At 63.4% G+C, this 19420-nt stretch carries 19 protein-coding genes; 12 read left to right on the forward strand and 7 right to left on the reverse strand.

Annotation, left to right across the window (positions count from 1 at the left end; all coding sequences use genetic code 11):
- The first annotated feature begins 31 nt into the window (after positions 1-31).
- The 6 genes from LJX93_RS21555 to LJX93_RS21580 all read left to right on the forward strand — a co-directional run bounded on the left by LJX93_RS21555 (position 32) and on the right by LJX93_RS21580 (position 7315).
- Positions 32-1789 (forward strand): sensor histidine kinase, encoded by a 1758-nt coding sequence (locus LJX93_RS21555; RefSeq protein WP_047583610.1) that lies wholly within the window; start codon positions 32-34, stop codon positions 1787-1789.
- Positions 1783-3114 carry a sigma-54-dependent transcriptional regulator gene (locus LJX93_RS21560; protein WP_047583609.1) on the forward strand — a complete coding sequence of 444 codons (1332 nt, stop codon included), beginning with the start codon at positions 1783-1785 and terminating at the stop codon, positions 3112-3114. The genes LJX93_RS21555 and LJX93_RS21560 overlap by 7 nt, the downstream gene beginning before the upstream one ends.
- A gap of 252 nt (positions 3115-3366) precedes the next feature.
- Positions 3367-4686 (forward strand): MFS transporter, encoded by a 1320-nt coding sequence (locus tag LJX93_RS21565; RefSeq protein ID WP_033702996.1) that lies wholly within the window; start codon positions 3367-3369, stop codon positions 4684-4686.
- Between the two features lie 155 nt (positions 4687-4841).
- Entirely contained in the window at positions 4842-5981 is a 1140-nt protein-coding gene (locus LJX93_RS21570) for a Fic family protein (RefSeq protein ID WP_033702739.1), read from the forward strand.
- Positions 5982-6258: 277 nt separating this feature from the next.
- Positions 6259-6585, forward strand: coding sequence for a hypothetical protein (locus tag LJX93_RS21575; RefSeq protein WP_047583608.1), 327 nt, complete (start codon positions 6259-6261; stop codon positions 6583-6585).
- Between the two features lie 118 nt (positions 6586-6703).
- Positions 6704-7315, forward strand: a complete 612-nt coding sequence (locus LJX93_RS21580) for a flavin reductase family protein (protein ID WP_156310238.1) — start codon at positions 6704-6706, stop codon at positions 7313-7315.
- Here the strand turns inward: LJX93_RS21580 and LJX93_RS21585 are convergent, their stop codons facing one another.
- Positions 7316-7582 (reverse strand): hypothetical protein, encoded by a 267-nt coding sequence (locus LJX93_RS21585; RefSeq protein ID WP_033702742.1) that lies wholly within the window; start codon positions 7580-7582, stop codon positions 7316-7318.
- Positions 7583-7604: 22 nt separating this feature from the next.
- Positions 7605-7898 (reverse strand): putative quinol monooxygenase, encoded by a 294-nt coding sequence (locus tag LJX93_RS21590; protein ID WP_033702743.1) that lies wholly within the window; start codon positions 7896-7898, stop codon positions 7605-7607.
- Positions 7899-8098: 200 nt separating this feature from the next.
- On the opposite strand from LJX93_RS21590, the gene LJX93_RS21595 reads away from it, so the two are divergent.
- Positions 8099-9019 carry an AraC family transcriptional regulator gene (locus LJX93_RS21595; protein ID WP_033702744.1) on the forward strand — a complete coding sequence of 307 codons (921 nt, stop codon included), beginning with the start codon at positions 8099-8101 and terminating at the stop codon, positions 9017-9019.
- Between the two features lie 50 nt (positions 9020-9069).
- Here the strand turns inward: LJX93_RS21595 and LJX93_RS21600 are convergent, their stop codons facing one another.
- Entirely contained in the window at positions 9070-10707 is a 1638-nt protein-coding gene (locus LJX93_RS21600) for a 5-guanidino-2-oxopentanoate decarboxylase (protein ID WP_033702745.1), read from the reverse strand.
- A 114-nt stretch (positions 10708-10821) separates the two neighbouring features.
- Between LJX93_RS21600 and LJX93_RS21605 the strand changes: the two genes are divergently transcribed.
- Positions 10822-11706: a LysR substrate-binding domain-containing protein gene (locus LJX93_RS21605; protein WP_033702746.1), complete on the forward strand. Its 885-nt coding sequence runs from the start codon at positions 10822-10824 to the stop codon at positions 11704-11706.
- A gap of 128 nt (positions 11707-11834) precedes the next feature.
- Here LJX93_RS21605 and LJX93_RS21610 read toward each other — a convergent pair whose 3' ends face one another.
- A complete protein-coding gene (locus LJX93_RS21610; RefSeq protein ID WP_033702747.1) occupies positions 11835-12449 on the reverse strand; it encodes an NAD(P)-dependent oxidoreductase in 615 nt (204 codons plus the stop codon).
- A 27-nt stretch (positions 12450-12476) separates the two neighbouring features.
- Positions 12477-13352 carry an MBL fold metallo-hydrolase gene (locus LJX93_RS21615; RefSeq protein WP_227696407.1) on the reverse strand — a complete coding sequence of 292 codons (876 nt, stop codon included), beginning with the start codon at positions 13350-13352 and terminating at the stop codon, positions 12477-12479.
- A gap of 103 nt (positions 13353-13455) precedes the next feature.
- On the opposite strand from LJX93_RS21615, the gene LJX93_RS21620 reads away from it, so the two are divergent.
- Together LJX93_RS21620 and LJX93_RS21625 are read left to right on the forward strand one after the other, a co-directional pair.
- Positions 13456-14364 carry a LysR family transcriptional regulator gene (locus tag LJX93_RS21620; RefSeq protein ID WP_033702749.1) on the forward strand — a complete coding sequence of 303 codons (909 nt, stop codon included), beginning with the start codon at positions 13456-13458 and terminating at the stop codon, positions 14362-14364.
- A 68-nt stretch (positions 14365-14432) separates the two neighbouring features.
- Complete coding sequence (locus tag LJX93_RS21625) at positions 14433-14606, forward strand: hypothetical protein (protein WP_167334470.1); 174 nt, start codon at positions 14433-14435, stop codon at positions 14604-14606.
- 19 nt (positions 14607-14625) lie between these two features.
- Here the strand turns inward: LJX93_RS21625 and LJX93_RS21630 are convergent, their stop codons facing one another.
- A complete protein-coding gene (locus LJX93_RS21630) occupies positions 14626-15495 on the reverse strand; it encodes an isocitrate lyase/PEP mutase family protein (RefSeq protein WP_033702750.1) in 870 nt (289 codons plus the stop codon).
- 347 nt (positions 15496-15842) lie between these two features.
- Between LJX93_RS21630 and LJX93_RS21635 the strand changes: the two genes are divergently transcribed.
- Positions 15843-17294 carry an MDR family MFS transporter gene (locus LJX93_RS21635; protein WP_033702751.1) on the forward strand — a complete coding sequence of 484 codons (1452 nt, stop codon included), beginning with the start codon at positions 15843-15845 and terminating at the stop codon, positions 17292-17294.
- Between the two features lie 83 nt (positions 17295-17377).
- Here LJX93_RS21635 and ttgR read toward each other — a convergent pair whose 3' ends face one another.
- Positions 17378-18010, reverse strand: coding sequence for an efflux transport transcriptional regulator TtgR (ttgR, locus tag LJX93_RS21640; protein ID WP_033702752.1), 633 nt, complete (start codon positions 18008-18010; stop codon positions 17378-17380).
- 255 nt (positions 18011-18265) lie between these two features.
- Here ttgR and ttgA point away from each other — a divergent pair, with 255 nt between their 5' ends.
- A complete protein-coding gene (gene ttgA / locus LJX93_RS21645; RefSeq protein WP_033702753.1) occupies positions 18266-19420 on the forward strand; it encodes a toluene efflux RND transporter periplasmic adaptor subunit TtgA in 1155 nt (384 codons plus the stop codon).

A 19420-nucleotide genomic window follows, 5' to 3' on the forward strand; every position in this document is an offset into this window, starting at 1 on the left:
CCCTGCTATCCCTTTCATGCGGATCTGCCCCATGGCTTTTTCCTTTCGCGCCCTGCGTCTGGGGCTGATCATCCTGTTCATATTGCTCGGCACCGCCCTCAGCGCGGGCTGGGCAATGCACCAGGCCAAGCGCCAGGCCATGGAGGACGACGCCCAGCGCGCCAGCCAGCAGCTCGGCCTCTATGCCAACGCACTGCACACCCTGATCGAACGCTACCGCGCCCTGCCGGCGGTGCTGGCGCTCGACCCGGAGCTGATCGAAGCGTTGCGCGGCCCGGTCAGCGAGCCGGTACAGGACGCCCTGAACCGTAAGCTCGAACGCATCAACGGTGCCGCCAACTCGTCCACCCTCGAACTGCTCGACCACACCGGGTTGGCCATCGCGGCCAGCAACTGGCGACTGCCGAGCAGCTACGTCGGCTCCAACTACGGCTTTCGCCCCTACTTCAAGCAGACCCGCAGCCAGGGCAGCGGGCGTTTCTACGCCGTCGGTGTGACCAGCGGCGTGCCAGGCTATTTCCTCGCCAGCGCGGTAACCGACGAGCAAGGCCGCTTCCTCGGTGCCATGGTAGTCAAGCTCGAGTTCCCCGAGCTGGAACGCGAATGGCGCCAAGGCAGCGATATTCTGTTGGTCAGTGATGCCCGCGGTATCACCTTCATTGCCAACCAGGACGGTTGGCGCTACCGCGAGCTGCAGCCGCTCAGCGGCGCTGACCGTGCCGAACTGGCCGAGACTCGGCAATACGACAAACAGCCTCTGGTGCCGTTGCAGCACCAGGTGCTGACCCAGTTTGCCGACAACAGCCACCTGAGCCGCGTGCATGGCCCGCAGGGGGTCGCCGAATACCTGTGGGAAAGCCTGCCGTTGCACGGTGAGGACTGGACCTTGCACCTGCTGCGCAAACCGCAGGTCGCGGCCGACGGCCGCAATGCCGCCCTGGGGGCCGCCGCCGTGTGGCTGAGCCTGGTCTTCGCGGCGCTGTTCGTCAGCCAGCGGCTGCGCCTGGCACGCTTGCGCCAGCGCAGCCGCGAAGCCCTCAAACGCCAGGTCGAGGAGCGCACCCGTGAGCTGCGAACCGCACAGGAAGGCCTGGTGCAATCGGCCAAGCTGGCTGCACTGGGGCAGATGTCAGCCGCCATGGCCCACGAGATCAATCAGCCCCTGACCACCCAACGCATGCAACTGGAGACCCTGCGCCTGCTGCTCGACCATGGCCGCTACGACGAGGCCCGCCAAGCCCTGGAGCCGCTGGAGCAGATGCTCACGCGCATGGCCGCGCTCACCAGCCACCTGAAAACCTTTGCCCGCAACAGCCCGGTCGGGCTGCGCGAGCGGCTGGACCTGGCCTCTGTAGTCGACCAGGCACTGCACCTGCTGGACACGCGCATCCGCACCGAAGGCGTCGAGGTAGCGCTGTACCTGGCGCGCCCCGCCTGGGTCCGCGGTGATGCGATCCGCCTGGAGCAAGTGCTGATCAACCTGCTGCGCAATGCCCTCGACGCCATGGCCGACAAACGCTACAAGCGCCTGGAGGTCCGCATCGAGCTGGATAACGACCAGTGGCGCCTGAGCGTGCTCGATTCTGGGGGCGGTATTGATGATGAGCACCTGGCCAAGGTCTTCGACCCGTTTTTCACCACCAAGCCGGTGGGTGAAGGGCTAGGCCTGGGCCTGGCCATTTCCTATGGCATCGTGCATGAGGCGGGCGGCCAGCTGCAGGCCGAAAACCTGCCTGGCGGCGCACGCCTGAGCCTTACCCTGCCCCGCGACCTGGAGCCTGTATGTTGAATTCAGTGATCGTTGTCGACGATGAAGCCAGTATCCGTACCGCCGTCGAGCAATGGCTGAGCCTGTCCGGCTTCAGCGTGCAACTGTTCGCCCACGCCGAAGCGTGCCTGGCGCAACTGCCAGAGCACTTTGCCGGGGTGATCATCAGCGATGTGCGCATGCCGGGCATCGATGGCCTGCAGTTGCTCGAACGCCTGCAAACGGCTGACCCCGACCTGCCGGTGATCCTGCTGACCGGCCACGGTGACGTACCGATGGCGGTGGAGGCCATGCGCAACGGTGCCTACGACTTCCTCGAAAAGCCCTTCACCCCGCAACACCTGCTGGGCAGCCTGCGCCGAGCCCTGGAAAAACGCCAGCTGGTGCTGGAAAACCGCCGGCTGCACGAACAGGCAGACTTCAAGTCGCGCCTCGAAGGCACCCTGCTAGGCATGTCCCAAGGCCTGCAGCAACTGCGTCGGCAGGTACTGGACCTGGCCGGCTTGCCGGTCAATGTGCTGATCCGCGGCGAAACGGGCAGTGGCAAGGAGCGCGTGGCCCGCTGCCTGCACGATTTCGGCCCGCGGGCGGCTAAGCCCTTCGTTGCCCTCAACTGCGCGGCAATCCCCGAATCGCTGTTCGAGGCCGAGCTGTTCGGCCATGAGAGCGGTGCCTTCACGGGCGCCCAGGGCAAACGGATCGGCAAGTTGGAATATGCCAATGGTGGCACGGTGTTCCTCGATGAGATCGAGAGCATGCCCCTGGCCCAGCAGGCAAAACTGTTGCGCGTGATCCAGGAACAGAAGCTCGAACGGCTGGGCGCCAACCAGAGCATCAGCGTCGACTTGCGCATCATCGCCGCGACCAAACCCGACCTGCTGGAAGAAGCCCGTGCCGGGCGCTTTCGTGAAGACCTCGCCTACCGCCTGAACGTCGCCGAGCTGCGGCTGGCGCCGTTGCGTGAGCGGCGTGAAGACATCCCGTTGCTGTTCGAGCACTTTGCCCGTGCTGCCGCTGAGAAGCTGGGCCGAACAGCGCCGGTGCTCAGCGCCAGCCAGCTGGCGCAGCTGCTGTGCCATGACTGGCCGGGCAATGTGCGCGAGTTGGCCAACGCGGCAGAGCGGCACGCGCTGGGGCTGGGTTCGCCGAACAGTGAAGTGGTGCCGGCCGGGCAGTCGCTGGGCGAGCAGATGGAAGCGTTCGAAGCGCAGTGTTTGCGGGCGGCGTTGCGCCAGAGCAAGGGCGAGATCAAGGGGGTGATGGAGGCTTTGCAACTGCCGCGGCGGACGTTGAACGAGAAGATGCAGCGGCATGGGCTGGTGCGGGAGGATTATATCGAGCGGTAGGCGGTTTTCCGCTTATCTGATGAGCGGGGTAAGCGGATATTTGCTTATGGCGGCTCGTTTGGGGCTGCGCTGCAGCCCTTCGCGACGCAAGGCCGCTCCTGCACGGGCGCCTTGCCAGGCCTTGGTAGGCGGGCTGGGTGCCATGCGTGCCCGCAAATGAATCACTTCGCACCCATTTGGCACACCTTCTGCAATCACCGTGGCAAGCAGCGCTCCGGCGCGCTCCACAAAAACAACGAGAAGGTATCCCTGATGGATAACGCCACCTCCCTGCCCACCGGGGCGGCCATTGCGCCGACCGCAGAAAAAACCACCGCCAGCCGCCTGAAGTCGATCTTCAGCGGGTCCATCGGCAACATGGTCGAATGGTACGACTGGTACGTCTACGCCGCATTCTCGCTGTACTTCGCCAAAGCGTTCTTCCCTGCCGGCGACACCACTGCACAACTGCTCAACACCGCCGCGATCTTCGCCGTGGGCTTCCTCATGCGCCCGATCGGTGGCTGGCTGATGGGCCTGTACGCCGACCGCAAAGGCCGCAAGGCCGCACTGATGGCCTCGGTGCTGCTGATGTGCGCAGGCTCCCTGGTCATTGCCCTGACCCCTGGCTATGAAACCATCGGCGTCGCCGCCCCAATTCTGCTGGTGCTTGCGCGCTTGCTGCAGGGCCTGTCGGTGGGCGGTGAGTACGGCACCTCGGCCACCTACCTCAGCGAGATGGCCAGCAAGGAACGCCGTGGCTTCTTCTCCAGCTTCCAGTACGTGACCCTGATCTCTGGCCAGCTCATCGCCCTGGCGGTGCTGATCATCCTGCAGCAGACGCTGACTACCGAGCAGCTGTATGCCTGGGGCTGGCGTGTGCCCTTCGTGATCGGCGCGCTGTGCGCGGTGGTTGCGCTGTACCTGCGTCGCGGCATGGAAGAGACCACCTCCTTCACCAAGAAGGAGAAGGCCAAGGAAAGCCTGATGCGCACCCTGATGCGTCATCCCAAAGAGCTGATGACCGTGGTCGGCCTGACCATGGGCGGCACTCTGGCCTTCTACACCTACACCACTTACATGCAGAAGTACCTGGTCAACACGGTGGGCATGAGCATCACCGACTCGACCACCATCTCGGCCGCCACGCTGTTCCTGTTCATGTGCCTGCAACCGCTGGTCGGCGGCTTGTCCGACAAGATCGGCCGACGCCCGATCCTGATCGCCTTCGGTGTGCTCGGCACCCTGTTCACCGTGCCGATCCTCAGCACCCTGCACACCGTGCAAAGCTGGTGGGGCGCGTTCTTCCTGATCATGGCTGCGCTGATCATCGTCAGCGGCTACACCTCGATCAACGCAGTGGTCAAAGCCGAGTTGTTCCCGACCGAGATCCGCGCCCTGGGCGTTGGCCTGCCGTACGCCCTGACCGTATCGATCTTCGGCGGCACCGCCGAATACGTGGCCCTGTGGTTCAAGAGCAACGGCATGGAAACCGGCTTCTACTGGTACGTCACCGGCTGCATCGCCTGCTCGCTGCTGGTGTATGCCACCATGAAAGACACCAAGCAGCATTCGCGGATCACCACTGACTGATTCAGGTCCGCGGGTCTTGAACAGGGGCGCTCCTTCATGGGGGCGCCCCTTTTTTGCGGTGGGTCACCGTACGTGAGCCGAATAGCGCTATTATTCGGCTCACATAATGAGCCGAATAGACAGCTCATTCGGCTCACGGGTGGAGTGAAACGATCATGAACAGCCCAATGTGGATCTGGCAGCAACCCGACTGGCCCCATTTCCAATGGCAAAGCGAGCCAATCGGGGCCTTGCTACGCGGTTGCGTCGACAGGCAAGGACGCTTACTGGGCAAGATCGGCTCCATCGACGCGCTCAGTGAGTGCCAGAACATCCTGGATACCCTCCTGCAGAACATTGTCACTTCGTCGGCGATCGAGGGTGAACAGTTGAACGTGGGTTCCGTGCGCTCCTCGCTCGCACGACGCTTGGGCATCCATGAACAAGGCCCGACCACTGTCCGCAGCGAAGGGCTCGCGCAACTGATGCTGGATGCGACGCAAGGGTACGACCAGCCGCTGACCTTGCAGCGTCTGTTCACCTGGCATCACTGGTTGTTCCCTGCGGTGGAAGAAAGCCTGAGCAAAGCGATACGGGTGGGCCAGCTGCGTGCCGAGGCACCGATGCAGGTGATTTCAGGACGCCTCGACAAGCCCACGGTACATTTCCAGGCACCGCCCCGTGATAGCCTGGAAGGACAGGTCGATGCTTTTCTCGACTGGTTTGCCAGCAGCCGCCAAGCAACCAACCTGGACCCGCTGTTACGTGCAGGCATCGCGCATTTCTGGTTCGTCACGCTGCACCCTTTCGACGATGGCAATGGCCGCCTGACCCGGGCCATCACCGACTTGGCGCTGGCTCAGGCAGAGCGGCAGGCGATTCGTTTCTATGCCATGTCTGCAAGCATCCTCGAAGACCGGACTGGCTATTACCAGATATTGGAGAGCAGTCAGAAAGGCGACCTTGATATCACCCGCTGGCTGACCTGGTTTCTCGAAACCCTGCTACGCAGTCTCGAACAGGCTTTGCTGAATATCGACCGGATACTCAGCAAAGCCAGGTTCTGGCAAACACACCGCGCGGACGGCCTGTTGCCCGAACAGGTCAAGGTACTTAACAGGCTGCTCGATGGAGGCCCACGCGGCTTCGAAGACGGTATCAATGCCGCGCAGTACCAGGCCGTGGCGAAAGTCTCCAAGGCCACCGCAACCCGTCACCTCACCGACCTGCTCGACAAGGCTTGCCTGACCCGCCTGCCAGGTGGAGGGCGCAGCACACGTTATCGCATCAATACTCAGGACATCCCAAGCGCCTGACGGGGTTCACGCCGCTGGTAATAGGTGGCCATAAAGACTGATTTTCGATCTTAACGCCCCATTAATTTCACGCCGTCATTCTGCAAGGGCTGACGAAGCGATGATCCGCGCCCAGACAATACACCTCAGGCCCACCGCCTGATTCACCGTCAGCACGGGCTAACCAATCGATTAAAACGATATTTAGACGCTATTTTTTGCGCTTTTTAATCAATTTTATAAGCGTAGGATTAAACCCATAGAAACAACAACCCCTCGCCACCCTGGAGCAACGACCATGAAAAACAAACTGATCCTCACCCTGGCCCTTTCGGTTTTCGCTGCTGGCGCCTTCGCCGAAGACGGCTTCGATCGTACCAATGCCCATACCTTCGCAGCGGTGCAAACCCAAGCCGCCACTTACGCCGAAGACGGTTTTGACCGCACCGGCGGCCAACGCTTCACCGAAGACGGCTTCGACCGCACCGGCGGCCAACGCTTCGCCGAGGACGGCTACGACCGCACTGGCGCCCAACGCTTCGCTGAAGATGGCTTCGACCGCACCGGCGGCCAGCGCTTCGCCGAAGACGGCTTCGATCGCACCAACGCTCACCGCATCAGCTGACCCCTGATGCGCGTACCCAGCCCGGCTTCGGCCGGGCTTGATCATTTTCAGGCGGGCACAGGCTTGGCACACTAGAGGCCTTCGTCCCCAAGAGGTAGGGCAAGCAAGCCCAGCACCGATGTATTACTACGAACCTGCCAAAGGCCACGGCCTGCCCCACGACCCCTTCAACGCCATCGTCGGCCCCCGCCCCATTGGCTGGATCTCGTCCCACGACCGCGAAGGCCGCCTGAACCTGGCGCCCTACAGTTTTTTCAACGCCTTCAACTACATCCCGCCGATCATCGGTTTCTGCAGTGTCGGGCGCAAAGACAGCCTGAACAACATCGAGCAGACCGGCGAGTTTGTCTGGAACCTGGCGACCCGGCCTTTGGCCGAGGCGATGAACCAGAGCTGTGCGGCGGTAGCGTCAGACATCGATGAGTTCGCGTTGAGCGGCCTGACGCCAGCACCGTCGCGTGTGGTGCAGGTGCCCCGCGTAGGCGAAACGCCGGTGGCGTTCGAGTGCAAGGTCAGCCAGATCGTCCAGCTGCAGCGGGCGGACCAGGCGCTGGTGCCCAGCTGGCTGATCCTGGGTGAAGTGGTGGCGGTGCACATTGCCGAGCACCTGCTCAAGGACGGCATCTACGATACCGCTGCCGCCGAGCCGATCTTGCGTGGTGGCGGCCCGGCGGATTACTTCGAACTGGGCAACCTGTTCAAGATGGCCAGGCCGCAGGCGGGCAACTGATCACCAGATCAGCTCGCCCTCATCACTGACGCCCTGCAGGCGTTCGAGTTCGGCGCAGGCGGCCTCGTCGGCCGCCATGGCGCCCTTGAACACCTGGCCGTCCAGTACCTTGTGAAAGCGCGGGGCGCCGCCCATGCCAAGCGCTTTCACCGCAATGGCCGCGTTGTAGCCACCCCCTTCCACCGGGACCATCGCCGAAACCGCTTCGAACTGCGGGAATTCTCTACGTGCCATGCTGCGCTCCGCGCCATTGATCGAGGGCGGCATTCTAACCTGCACACACCAGCGATCAATCGAAGGTATGCAAATCCAGGCTGCTGACCACCTGAGCCTGCACCAGCTCACCGAACACCTCCAGGGTCGGTGACGCGAAGTAGCCGCTCATCGCCTGCTGGTCGCGCCAGCTGCCGCTGAGCAGCCAAAGGTCGGCGTCGGCCTGCGAGCGCTGGACCGTGAAGCTAAGGCAACCCGGTGTACGCAAAGAAGGCTCGAGCAGATCGCGCAGGCGCGCGCCCAGCTCTGCCGAACGTCCGCTGCTGGCACGAATGAAAGCCAAGTGGGTGACCGGTTGTCGTTGGGTCATTGCACGATCTCCTTGAAGCAGGCGGACGAAAAACCAGGCTGCCAAGGTTAGAGGCTGGCGCGCGCGACGCGTTAGGCTATTACTGCACGGCGATTGCCTGATCCTGCAGCACGGCAGGATCAGGCAATCGCCGTGCAGCTTTCGACTAGCGCCCGCCATTGCCCAAACCTATGCTGCGTCAGTCAGTAGAGGAAACCATCATGACCACCGCCACGCCCATCGAGCCGTCCCTGGAAGTGCAACGCCAGGAGCTGGCCGAGCTGATCCGCCGCCATGCCGGCGAGCCCCAAGGCACGGTGTCGGCCATCGACGACCTGTATCTGGTGCGCTACACGGAAAACATCCGCGCCATGCCTACCTTGGCGTTGCCGGCGTTGTGCATCCTGGCACAGGGCAGCAAAAGCCTGTTCCTCGGTGACGAGCAGTACGCCTATGACCCGCTGCACTACATGGTGGTGTCGGTGACCTTGCCGATCAGCGCGGCCAAACTCGATGCCAGCCCCGAAAACCCCAGCCTGGGCTTGCGACTGGATCTTGACCCAGCCGAAATCAGCCAACTGATCGCCGAAAGTGGGCCGATGTTGGTGCCCAACCTGCCGTCCGGCCGTGGGCTGTATGTGGAGAGGACCGACGCACAGTTGCTTGACGCGCTGCTGCGGCTGATCCGCCTGCTGGATTCGCCACGGGACATTGCCATGCTGGCGCCGCTGTTCCGCCGAGAAATTCTCTACCGCCTGCTGCGTGGCCCGCAGGGCTATCGGCTGTATGAGATCGCCTTGGCCAACAGCCAGACCCACCGAGTCTGCCAGGCCATTACCTGGCTCAACCAGAACTTCCAGCAGCCGTTGCGCATCGAGGACCTGGCCCGGGAGGTCAACCTCAGCACCTCGACCTTGCACCATCGGTTCAAGGCCGTGACGTCCATGAGCCCACTGCAGTACCAAAAGCAATTGCGCCTGCAAGAGGCACGGCGGTTGATGCTCAATGACGGGCTTGAAGCCGCAGTGGCGGGCTATCGGGTCGGGTATGAAAGCCCGTCGCAGTTCAGCCGCGAATACAGCAGGCTGTACGGCGCGCCGCCGATTCGCGATGTGGCACGGTTGCGGGCCCCGGCCGGGTAAGTTGTGCACGGCCTGTACCGGCGAAGGGGTCGGTACAGGCCGGCAGCTTTTTACGCGACCACCGCCGCCTGCCACTGATTCTGGTCAACCTGAATCAAGGTCGGCCCCTTGCGCTCCACCGCACGCCCCAACGCCGCCTGCAACTGCGCGACATCAACCACATGCTCCGCTTCGGCGCCCAAGGCCCGTGCCACGCCGATGAAGTCTGGGGTATGGATATCCACGCCGACCGGTTCGATGTCGCGATTGACCATGTACTTCTTGATTTCCTCGTACCCTTGGTTGTTCCACAACAGCACGATCAGCGGTACCTGGGCCTCCACCGCACTGGCCAGCTCCGGCAGGGTGAACTGCAAGCCACCATCGCCGATCAGGCAAACCGACGGCGCACGCTCGGCGATTTGCGCGGCGCTGCCCAGCCAGGCGCCCATCGCCGCTGGCAATGCATAGCCCAGTGTGCCGTAACCGGTCGAGGCATTGAACCAACGGCGCGGCTGGTCCATGTCCAGCGTGAGGTTGCCGGAGTACACCGGCTGGGTCGAATCGCCGACCAGAATGGCGTTGGGCAGGCGCTCGAGGATACTGCTCAGCAGGCGGGTCTGGCTCAGGGTCGGCTGGTCCCAGCCGCTCGCCAGGGCCTGGCGCAGCTGCTGCACGCGCGGCTGCCCCCAGCCACCGTCACGCGCTGGCAGCGGCTGCCCCTGCAAGGCCGCGCACAGCGCCTCGGCAGCCAGTTCGGCATCGGCGACCAACGCCAGCTCGGGCAGGTAGTTGCGCACTGTCTGGTCCGGGTCGATGTCGATCCGCAGCAGACTGCCCGGGATCTCGAAGCCGCCCTTGAAGGTCACGTCATAGTCGGTTTCGGCAAGTTCGGTACCGATGGCCAGCACCACGTCCGCCTCGGCCACCAGCGCCCGCGTGGCCGGCAGCGACTGGGTGGAGCCGATTTGCAACGGGTGATCGGACGCCAGCAACCCCTTGGCATTGATCGTCAATGCTACCGGTGCCTGCAGCAGCTCTGCCAGGCGGGCCAAGGGGGCGCCAGCGCTCAACGCACCACCACCCGCCAGAATCAGCGGGCGCTTGGCCTTGGCCAGGCGCTCGGCCATCAACGCTACGGCCTGGGGGGCGGCACCTGCGCGGCTGCTGCGCACCGGGCGGCCTGGCAGCAAGTGATCGGCTGGCTCGACCAGCACGTCCAGTGGGATCTCGATATGCACAGGGCGCGGGCGGGCGCCCTCGAACACGGCAAAGGCGCGGGCCAGTACCTGTGGCAGGTCGTTGGCGCTCATCAGGGTCTGCGAGAAGGCTGCCACGCCCGACACCAATGCAGCCTGGTTCGGCAACTCGTGCAGCTTGCCGCGGCCGCCGCCCAGTTGATCGCGCGATTGCACGCTGGAAATCACCAGCATCGGGATCGAATCGGCATAGGCTTGGCCCATGGCGGTGGTGATGTTGGTCATCCCAGGGCCGGTGATGATGAAGCACACCCCTGGTTTGCCCCGGGTCCGGGCATATCCGTCGGCCATGAACCCGGCGCCTTGCTCGTGGCGCGGGGTGATATGACGAATGGAAGAAGCCGCCAGGCCGCGATAGAGCTCGACGGTATGCACGCCTGGAATGCCGAAGACATGGTCCACACCATAGCCTTCAAGGAGTTTGACCAGTACTTCGCCGCAGGTTGCCATGTGTTTTTACCTTGAGTCTTGTTGGAATCTGCCCGTATTGGACCCAAGCCAACGCTATCGCCACAATGCAAAAAAACACATACTAGCCATGTCTCCACGTCATGGCTTAATGCAATGAAACGGCTACCGCCCCTGCCCGCCCTGTACACCTTCCTGGTCACAGCCCAGCACTGCAACTTCACCCGTGCGGGGCAGCAGTTGCACATCACTCAAGGCGCCGTCAGCCGGCAGATCGGCGCACTAGAAGCGCACCTCGGTTACGCCCTGTTCCAGCGCCAGGCCCGCGGCCTGAGCCTGACGCGTGAAGGCCAGGACTGGTTGCCGCGGGTGCAGCAGGTGTTTGCGCTGGTCGAACAAGGCGTGCGTGAAGTGGGTGGGCATCGCGCCACCTTGCAGCTCAAGGCGCCGACCTGCGTCATGCGTTGGCTGCTGCCACGCCTGATGGAATGGCAGGCGCTGCGCCCCGACGTACCGGTAGAGCTGACCACCACGGTGCAGCATGGCGTGGACTTCCGCCGCGAAGGCTTCGATGCGGCGGTGGTGTACGGCAGCCTGCCGAACCATGGCCTGCAGGTTCGCAAATTGTTCGACGAGCAGCTGACACCTGTCTGCGCGCCTTCACTGCTGGAAGGCGCCTTGCCGCTGGCGCAGATCGACGACCTGATGCGCCACATGCTCCTGCACCCCTCGCGTGACGAGCACGACTGGCGGCTATGGCTGCAGGCAGCTGGCGCGACGTTTGCTGCTCAAGGGCCGAAACAGCACTTCGAGACCTTGGACATGGCAATGGCCATGGCATCGCAGGGCACCGGGGTGGCCATTGGCGATTGGTCGCTGATCGGCGATGACCTGCACGGCGGACGGCTGTGCATGCCTTTTGGCTTGAAGGTGACGACCGGCAAAGGCTATTACCTGGTCAGCCAGGCCAAGCACCTGCCCGCCGGCCTGGTCGAGCTGATGGACTGGCTGCAGGCGCGCGCCAACCGCGATCCCTTGTAGGAGCGGCCTTGCGTCGCGAAAGGGTCGCGGAGCGCCCCTGGGTTTTTGGGCGCCTGTAAGAACGTAGGGGGCCGCTCCGCGACCCTTTCGCGACGCAAGGCCGCTCCTACACGAGGCCGTGCTGTGGCTCAGTACCCGACGGTAAACCGCGCCCGCGAATGCGCCGGCTTTTCCAGCTCATCGAGCATGGCAATCGCATAGTCGGCAAAGGTGATCCAGCTCTTGCCGTCGGCACCGATCAGCAGATGATCCTTGCCCAGCGTGTAGTGCCCGCTCCGCTCGCCCTCGACAAACTCCGCCGACGGCGACAGGAACGTCCAGTCCAGATTCTGCTCCTGGCGCAGCACCTCGAGAAAACGCACGCCGGCACTCGCCTCGGCTTTGTAGGCCTCGGGGAAGTCCGGGCTGTCGATCACCCTGTGCCCGGAAGGCAGCAGCAGGCTGCCGGCCCCGCCCACCACCAGCAGGCGCCTGACCCCGGCGCGCTTGACCGGCTCGATGATCGCGTGCGCGTCGATAGTTGCAAAGTGCGCAGCGCTCAACACCGCGTCCACACCGGCGACAGCCGCTTGTAGCGCCGCACTGTCCTTGACGTCCAGCGCCTTGACCGTCACCCCATCACGCCCCTGCAGCCGCGACGGGTCGCGGGCAATGGCCACGACACTGTGGCCACGGCGCAGGGCTTCTTCCAGCAACTGGCTGCCGGCTCGGCCGGTGGCACCAATGATTGCGATCTTGCTCATGGGAAACACTCCATCAATTGAACGGAATTACCACTTCATCTCGCCCTTGGCGACCTTGGCACCGAGCTCCAGCGAGCTCTCGTCAGCCAGGCCCGGGTAGCGTTTTTTCATCGCCGCGATCAACGTAGCGGCATCTTTCGCCTTGGCGGCTTCGGCATCGAACGCCTCAACATAATTGGCCGTGAAGCGCACAGCGGCGAGCGAACGGCTGCTCTGGCCCAGGTAATGCCCAGGCACAACGGTGCGCGGCGCCAGCTGCTTGATGTGCTTGAGCGTGCCCAGCCAGTCGGCATGCGACTGGGCCGACTGGGTATCGGCCATCCACACGTGGATATGCTCCGCAACCACCACGCCGCCGACGACTGCCTTGATCGACGGAATCCAGACAAAACTGCGATCAGGCTGCGGCCCGTCCAGGCCGACCACCTCGAGCGTCTGGCCTTCCAGGGTCAGGCGATCGCCCGCCAGGACCTGTGGCACGACCAGCCGCGCCGGTTTGTCCGCGCCCATTTGCGGGCCCCAGTAGGCCAGCTTTGCGTCCATGGTCTGGCGAATGTGCGCAACCGTGGGCGCCGAGGCGACCACCTTGGCGGCGGGGAACGCCTGGGTCAGCGTGTCGAGGCCGAAGTAGTAGTCCGGGTCGCCATGGCTGATGTAGATGGTGGTCAGCCGCTTGCCGCCGGCACGCAACCGCTCGACCACCTGTTCAGCCTGCGCCTTGCCGAACTGGGCGTCGACCAGGATGGCATCGTGGGCGCCGCTGACAATCACCGAACTGACTGGGAAAATGGCCTCGTGCCCAGGGTTGTAGACCTCCAGCTGCAGCGGCTCGGCAGCCAGGGCCGGGCCGGTCAACGCAACACAGGCCAATAACAGGCCACGCAAGGGAGTGAATAGCGACATCGCAACGGTCCGTCTGTAGAAGAATGGTCAACAGCTTAGTTGCCAAATCCATGACAAAAAATGCGATGCTCGAACATAGTTTGTTTCTAAAATCGGGCAAATCATGGACCGTCTCAACGCCATGCGCGTTTTTGTCACTGTTGTCGACCTGGGCAGCCAGTCTGCGGCAGCGGATCACCTGCAGCTGTCGCGGCCAGTGGTTTCACGCTACCTGGCAGAACTCGAGGAGTGGGTCGGAGCGCGGCTGATGCAGCGCACCACGCGCAAGCTGAGCCTGACCGCCGCTGGCCAGGAGACACTGCCCCGCTGCCGCCAACTGCTGGAACTTGCCGGCGACCTGCAGGTTGCCGTACGCCAACCGGACGACGCGCCCCGCGGCGCGCTGCGCATCAGCGTCAGTACGTCATTCGGCCAAGCGCAACTGGTGGATGCCGTGGCCGCGTATGTTCGGCGCTATCCCGGGGTGAAGGTTGAACTGCAGATGCTCGATCGCACGGTCAACTTGGTGGATGAGCGCATCGACCTGGCCATCCGCACCAGCAACGACCTGGACCCGAACCTGATCGCCCGGCGCCTGACCGTGTGCCGCTCGGTGGTGTGCGCGGCACCGGGCTACCTGCGCGAACATGGGACGCCGCAGCGGGTTGAGGAACTGAGCGGGCACAATTGCCTGACCCATGCCTACTTCGGCCACAGCCTCTGGCATTTCGAGGTGCAGGGCCACGCCATTGCCGTCCCGGTCGAGGGCAACATCAGTGCCAATGAGGCCATGACGTTGCAAAAGGCGGCACTGGCCGGTGCGGGCATTGCCATGCTGCCAACCTACCAGGCTGCCGCTGCGCTGCGCTCGGGCGCACTGGTGCGCCTGCTGCCCGAGGCACGGCCGCGCGAGCTCAACCTGAATGCGGTGTATACCTCGCGCAAGCACATGCCGGCGACCTTGCGCAGCATGCTGGACTTTCTCGCACAGCGGTTCCGGGACGAGCCGGAATGGGACAAGCACCTGATGTAAGCCCATGGCGCCGCGAATTGGCCTACGCTTACCGGTATCACCTGGCGCGGTAACAGGAGGTGAGCACCATGGGCATCAAGACAAGAAGGTTCGCAGTGGTGATGGCGCTGTTTGCCGTTGCCGGGCTTTACGGCTCAGCCTGCTGGCGGGTCGAACTGCTCCGCGACCAACCCAGCTCGGCAGCCAATTGTCAGCACGCGCACTGCGTGCCGCAAAGCGCAACCTTGAGCGCCGTCCGTTGAGCTGACGGCGCCCTGCCGGTCACTCCTCGACGCTCATGTATTCCTTGGCCCAGCGGATGTAATCCTCGGGCTGGGTGTAGGTGTGCGAGAGTTCGGTGGCGTTGAGGTTCTCGGACCTGTTCTGCTGGCCGCGCTGCAGGCGCAGGCAGTCGTAGGTGGCCTTGATGGCAGCAAAGTACGCCGCATGGCCATCGACCACGATGCGCACGCCCAGGCGTGCCAGGCGTTCGTCATCACGCAGGTTGGGGTTGGCGTAGGTCACCAGCATCAACGGCACGGTCAGGTGCTCGGCAATCTGCTCGAGCTGCTCGAAATCCTTCACCCCCACCATGCAGATCCCGTCGGCACCGGCTTTCTGATAGCTCTGGGTGCGCACGATGATTTCTTCGGTGCTCAGCACGCCGGCGTTGGTGCGGGCGATGATCGACAGCGACGAATCGACCCGTGCTTCAAGCGCCGCGCGAATCTTGCCGACGCCTTCATCGACTGGAATCAAATCGGTGGACTTGCGCCCGAACTGGGCCGGCAGCAGCGTATCTTCGATGGTCAGTGCCGCAACGCCGGCACGCTCCAGTTCGATGACCGTGCGCATGACATTCAGCGCGTTGCCGTAGCCGTGGTCGGCATCGGCCAGCACCGGCAGTTGCGCCACACGGCCAATGCGTGTGGCCTGTTCGACGAACTCGCTGAGCGTGATCAAGGCAAAATCCGGTGCGGCCAGCACCTGCAGCGAAGCCACCGAACCACCAAGAATACCGACTTCGAAACCCAGGTCAGCGGCAATGCGCGCCGACATCGGGTCGAACACGGACGCTGTGTGGTAACAGGAACCTGAAGCGAGCAGCTCGCGGAAGGCAAAACGCAAATCTTGGTGGGAAGCCCTGGGCATGATCACTCCGCAATAACGTGAAATTGAACGGTTGCTACCAACCCCTGAATCGGGTCTACCTGACCTGTTCCAACCGTCGCCAACCGGGCGGTCATGCTCGACATGCAGGCAGAGGAATAAAAGGTATGGGATACAGCGACACGAAAACCCTGCGGCAATTAGCTGCACCAAGCTGGTGCAGGCCACGGATCACAGCCCCTGCGGTCCAGCCACGATATCACGCGGCCATGCCTCACTGGATGAATGCGCCAATGCCGATCTTGCATAGGGGATGCAGATAGTACATAGGAAGCTACCTAAGTCAGGTTACACTTCATCGGCCTCATTGCCATGCCTAAGGTAATTTCGTGACTGCCGCCCTGCCCCCGACCGTCTTGCGCAACGTGCTCACCGCTCTGATGCTGGCCATCTTCCTCGGCGCGTTGGACCAGACCATTGTCGCCGTCTCGCTGCCGGCCATTTCCGCACAATTCAACGATGTCGGCCTGCTGGCCTGGGTGATCTCCGGGTACATGGTAGCGATGACGGTGGCGGTGCCGATCTACGGCAAACTGGGTGACCTGTATGGCCGGCGGCGGATGATCCTTACCGGCATCACGCTGTTCACCCTGGCGTCGATTGCCTGCGCCCTCGCCCAGGACATGCAGCAACTGGTGCTGGCCCGTGTGCTGCAAGGGGTCGGTGCTGGGGGCATGGTGTCGGTCAGCCAGGCGATCATCGGCGACTTCGTGCCACCGCGCGAACGTGGCCGTTACCAGGGCTATTTCAGCAGCATGTACGCAGTGGCCAGCGTCGCCGGGCCGGTGCTCGGCGGCTGGCTGACCGAGTACCTGTCCTGGCGCTGGGTGTTCTGGATCAACCTGCCACTGGGAATGGTCGCGTTGTGGGCGATCCATCGGGCACTGCGCGACATGCCGGTCAAGCGCCGCGAGGCCCAGGTCGATTACCTCGGCGCCGTGTTGCTGATTGTTGGCCTGGGTAGCCTGCTGCTGGGCATTACCCTGGTCGGCCAGGGCCACGCCTGGGCAGCGCCATCCGTACTGGCGCTGTTCGCCTGCGCGGTGCTTGGCCTGGCGCTTTTCATTGGCCATGAACGGCGCTGCCCGGAGCCGCTGCTGCCCCTCGACCTGTTCGGCAACCGCGTCGCCGTGCTGTGCTGGGGGGTGATATTTTTCGCCAGTTTCCAGTCGATTTCCCTGACCATGCTCATGCCCTTGCGCTACCAGGGCATCACCGGTGCAGGTGCCGACAGCGCGGCATTGCACCTGCTGCCACTGGCCATGGGCCTGCCGATGGGGGCCTTCACCGGCGGCCGCATGACCAGCCTCACCGGGCGCTACAAACCGCAGATACTCACCGGCGCGCTGCTGATGCCGGTGGCCATCTTCGCCATGGCCATGACACCGCCGCAGTCGTCGCTGCTCAGCGCCGTGTTCATGTTGCTGACCGGCATTGCCTGCGGGCTGCAGTTTCCGACGTCGCTGGTGGGCACGCAAAGCGCGGTGGCCAGCAAGGACATTGGCGTGGCCACCAGCACCACCAACCTGTTCCGCTCGCTTGGGGGGGCCATGGGGGTGGCGTGCATGTCCAGCCTGCTGCTGGCGTTGCTGCACCAGGGTGGGTTCGAGCTGCTGGGCAACCCCTTGCTGGGCAGCCTGAAGGCAGGCGAGGCCGACCCACTGACCCAGGCAAGGTTACTGGAGACGTTCAAGCATTTGTTGATGGGCAGTGGTGTGGTTGCACTGCTGGGGTTGGTGGCGGCGCTGGCGTTGCCGGACCGGCAATTGCGCGGGCACTAATAAAGCAGGGCCGCAAGCGACCCCGCCTTTAATGCCCCGTTAATACAATGGGGCAACACTCCCTCACAATCCTTAACAAAGTGTCATTTGCGCAGCGCTGGGCTCAAGCGCAGCATATCCAGCCCGGTGTCGACCCATTTTTCGACATCACGCAGCAGGTCGAAACTGTCCGGCAGCAATAACCAGCGCCCGATCAGGCCATCGACATAGGCAAACATGGCCACCGCCGCGCGCTCGACATCCAGCTCGACAGGCAACTGGCCCCGGCGCGCGGCATTGGCAAGCGCCAGGGCAATGCCCTTGTGGCAATCCAGCACCGTGCTCTGGCGCTGCTGGCGAATTTCACACATGTCATCGGTGAACTCGCACTTGTGATGCAGAATTTCATTGATACGCCGGGTTCGGGCATCGAGCACCAGCTCGTTGAACACTTGCAGCAGCAGCTTGCGCATGCAACCCAGCGGGTCCAGTTCGTCCTCGCTTTCACTCGCGCGTGCAAGGTGGTCATGGGCTTCATGCAGGCTGTCGAGCAACGCCTGCACCAGTTCGGCCTTGTTGTTGAAGTGCCAGTAGATCGCACCTCGGGTGACGCCCGCCAGTTCGGCGATGTCGGCCAAGGTGGTTCGCGCAACCCCGCGCTTGTAGAAGGCCTTCTCCGCCGCCTCGATGATCTGGGCGCGGGTTTCCTGGGCTTCTTCTTTGGTTCTACGGACCATGGCAGTACAACCTCATCTGGGCCCGAGCGCACGGCGCGCTCGGGGAAACCGCCGGGGTCGCCTCTGCAGGGCGTCTCCCGAATGGGCTAATCAAGAGCTGCGGCAGTCACCAAGTACTGCGCAGCGGTATTTACAAACAACCATGAATGTAAGTATATTCCTTAGCAAGCTATTTATCCACCGGATAGCATTTTTCTGAATCAGACTCTTCCATTACTCTTGAGCGTCTCCTGCTCCAGCGCCCCGAGGATCCTCATGCAATTCAAGCCAGCCGTTACCGCTCTGGTTTCCGCCGTCGCCCTGGCAACTCTGCTCAGTGGCTGCAAGAAAGAAGAAGCAGCGCCTGCCGCGCAGGCTCCTCAGGTCGGCGTCGTGACCATTCAGCCGCAAGCCTTCACCCTGACCTCGGAATTGCCGGGGCGCACCAGTGCCTACCGGGTTGCCGAAGTGCGACCACAGGTCAATGGCATCATTCTCAAGCGCCTCTTCAAGGAAGGCAGCGACGTCAAGGAAGGCCAGCAGCTGTATCAGATCGACCCTGCCGTCTACGAGGCCAACCTGGCCAATGCCCAGGCCAACCTGCAGGCCACCCGCTCGCTGGCCGAGCGCTACAAGCAGCTGATCGATGAACAGGCTGTGTCCAAGCAGGAATACGACGACGCCAATGCCAAACGATTGCAGGCAGAGGCTGCACTCAAGAGTGCCCAGATCGACCTGCGCTACACCAAAGTCCTGGCACCGATCAGCGGCCGTATCGGCCGTTCCGCGTTTACCGAAGGCGCGCTGGTGAGCAATGGTCAGACCAACGCCATGGCCACCATCCAGCAACTCGACCCGGTCTACGTCGACGTCACCCAGTCCACCGCCGAGCTGCTCAAGCTGCGCCGTGACCTGGAAAGCGGCCAGTTGCAAAAGGCCGGCGAAAACGCCGCCTCGGTGCAACTGGTGCTCGAAGACGGCAGCCTGTTCAAGCAGCAAGGCCGCCTGGAGTTCTCCGAAGTCTCGGTCGACGAGACCACAGGCTCGGTGACCCTGCGTGCGATCTTCCCGAACCCAGACCACACCCTGCTGCCAGGCATGTTCGTGCATGCCCGCCTGCGCGCCGGGGTCAACGCCAACGCCATCCTGGCCCCACAGCAGGGCGTGACCCGCGACCTCAAGGGCGCGCCGACCGCACTGGTAGTCAACCAGGAAAACAAGGTCGAACTGCGCCAGCTCAAGGCCAGCCGTACCCTGGGCAGTGACTGGCTGATCGAGGAAGGCCTGAACCCGGGCGATCGCCTGATCACCGAAGGGCTGCAATACGTGCGTCCGGGCGTCGAGGTCAAGGTCAGCGAAGCCACCAACGTCAACAAGCCGGCCAGCCCTGATCAGGCCAACGCGGCGAAAGCAGACGCCAAAGCGGAGTAA

The organism is Pseudomonas sp. HN2-3, from assembly GCF_020691745.1.
GTDB lineage: Bacteria > Pseudomonadota > Gammaproteobacteria > Pseudomonadales > Pseudomonadaceae > Aquipseudomonas > Aquipseudomonas capeferrum.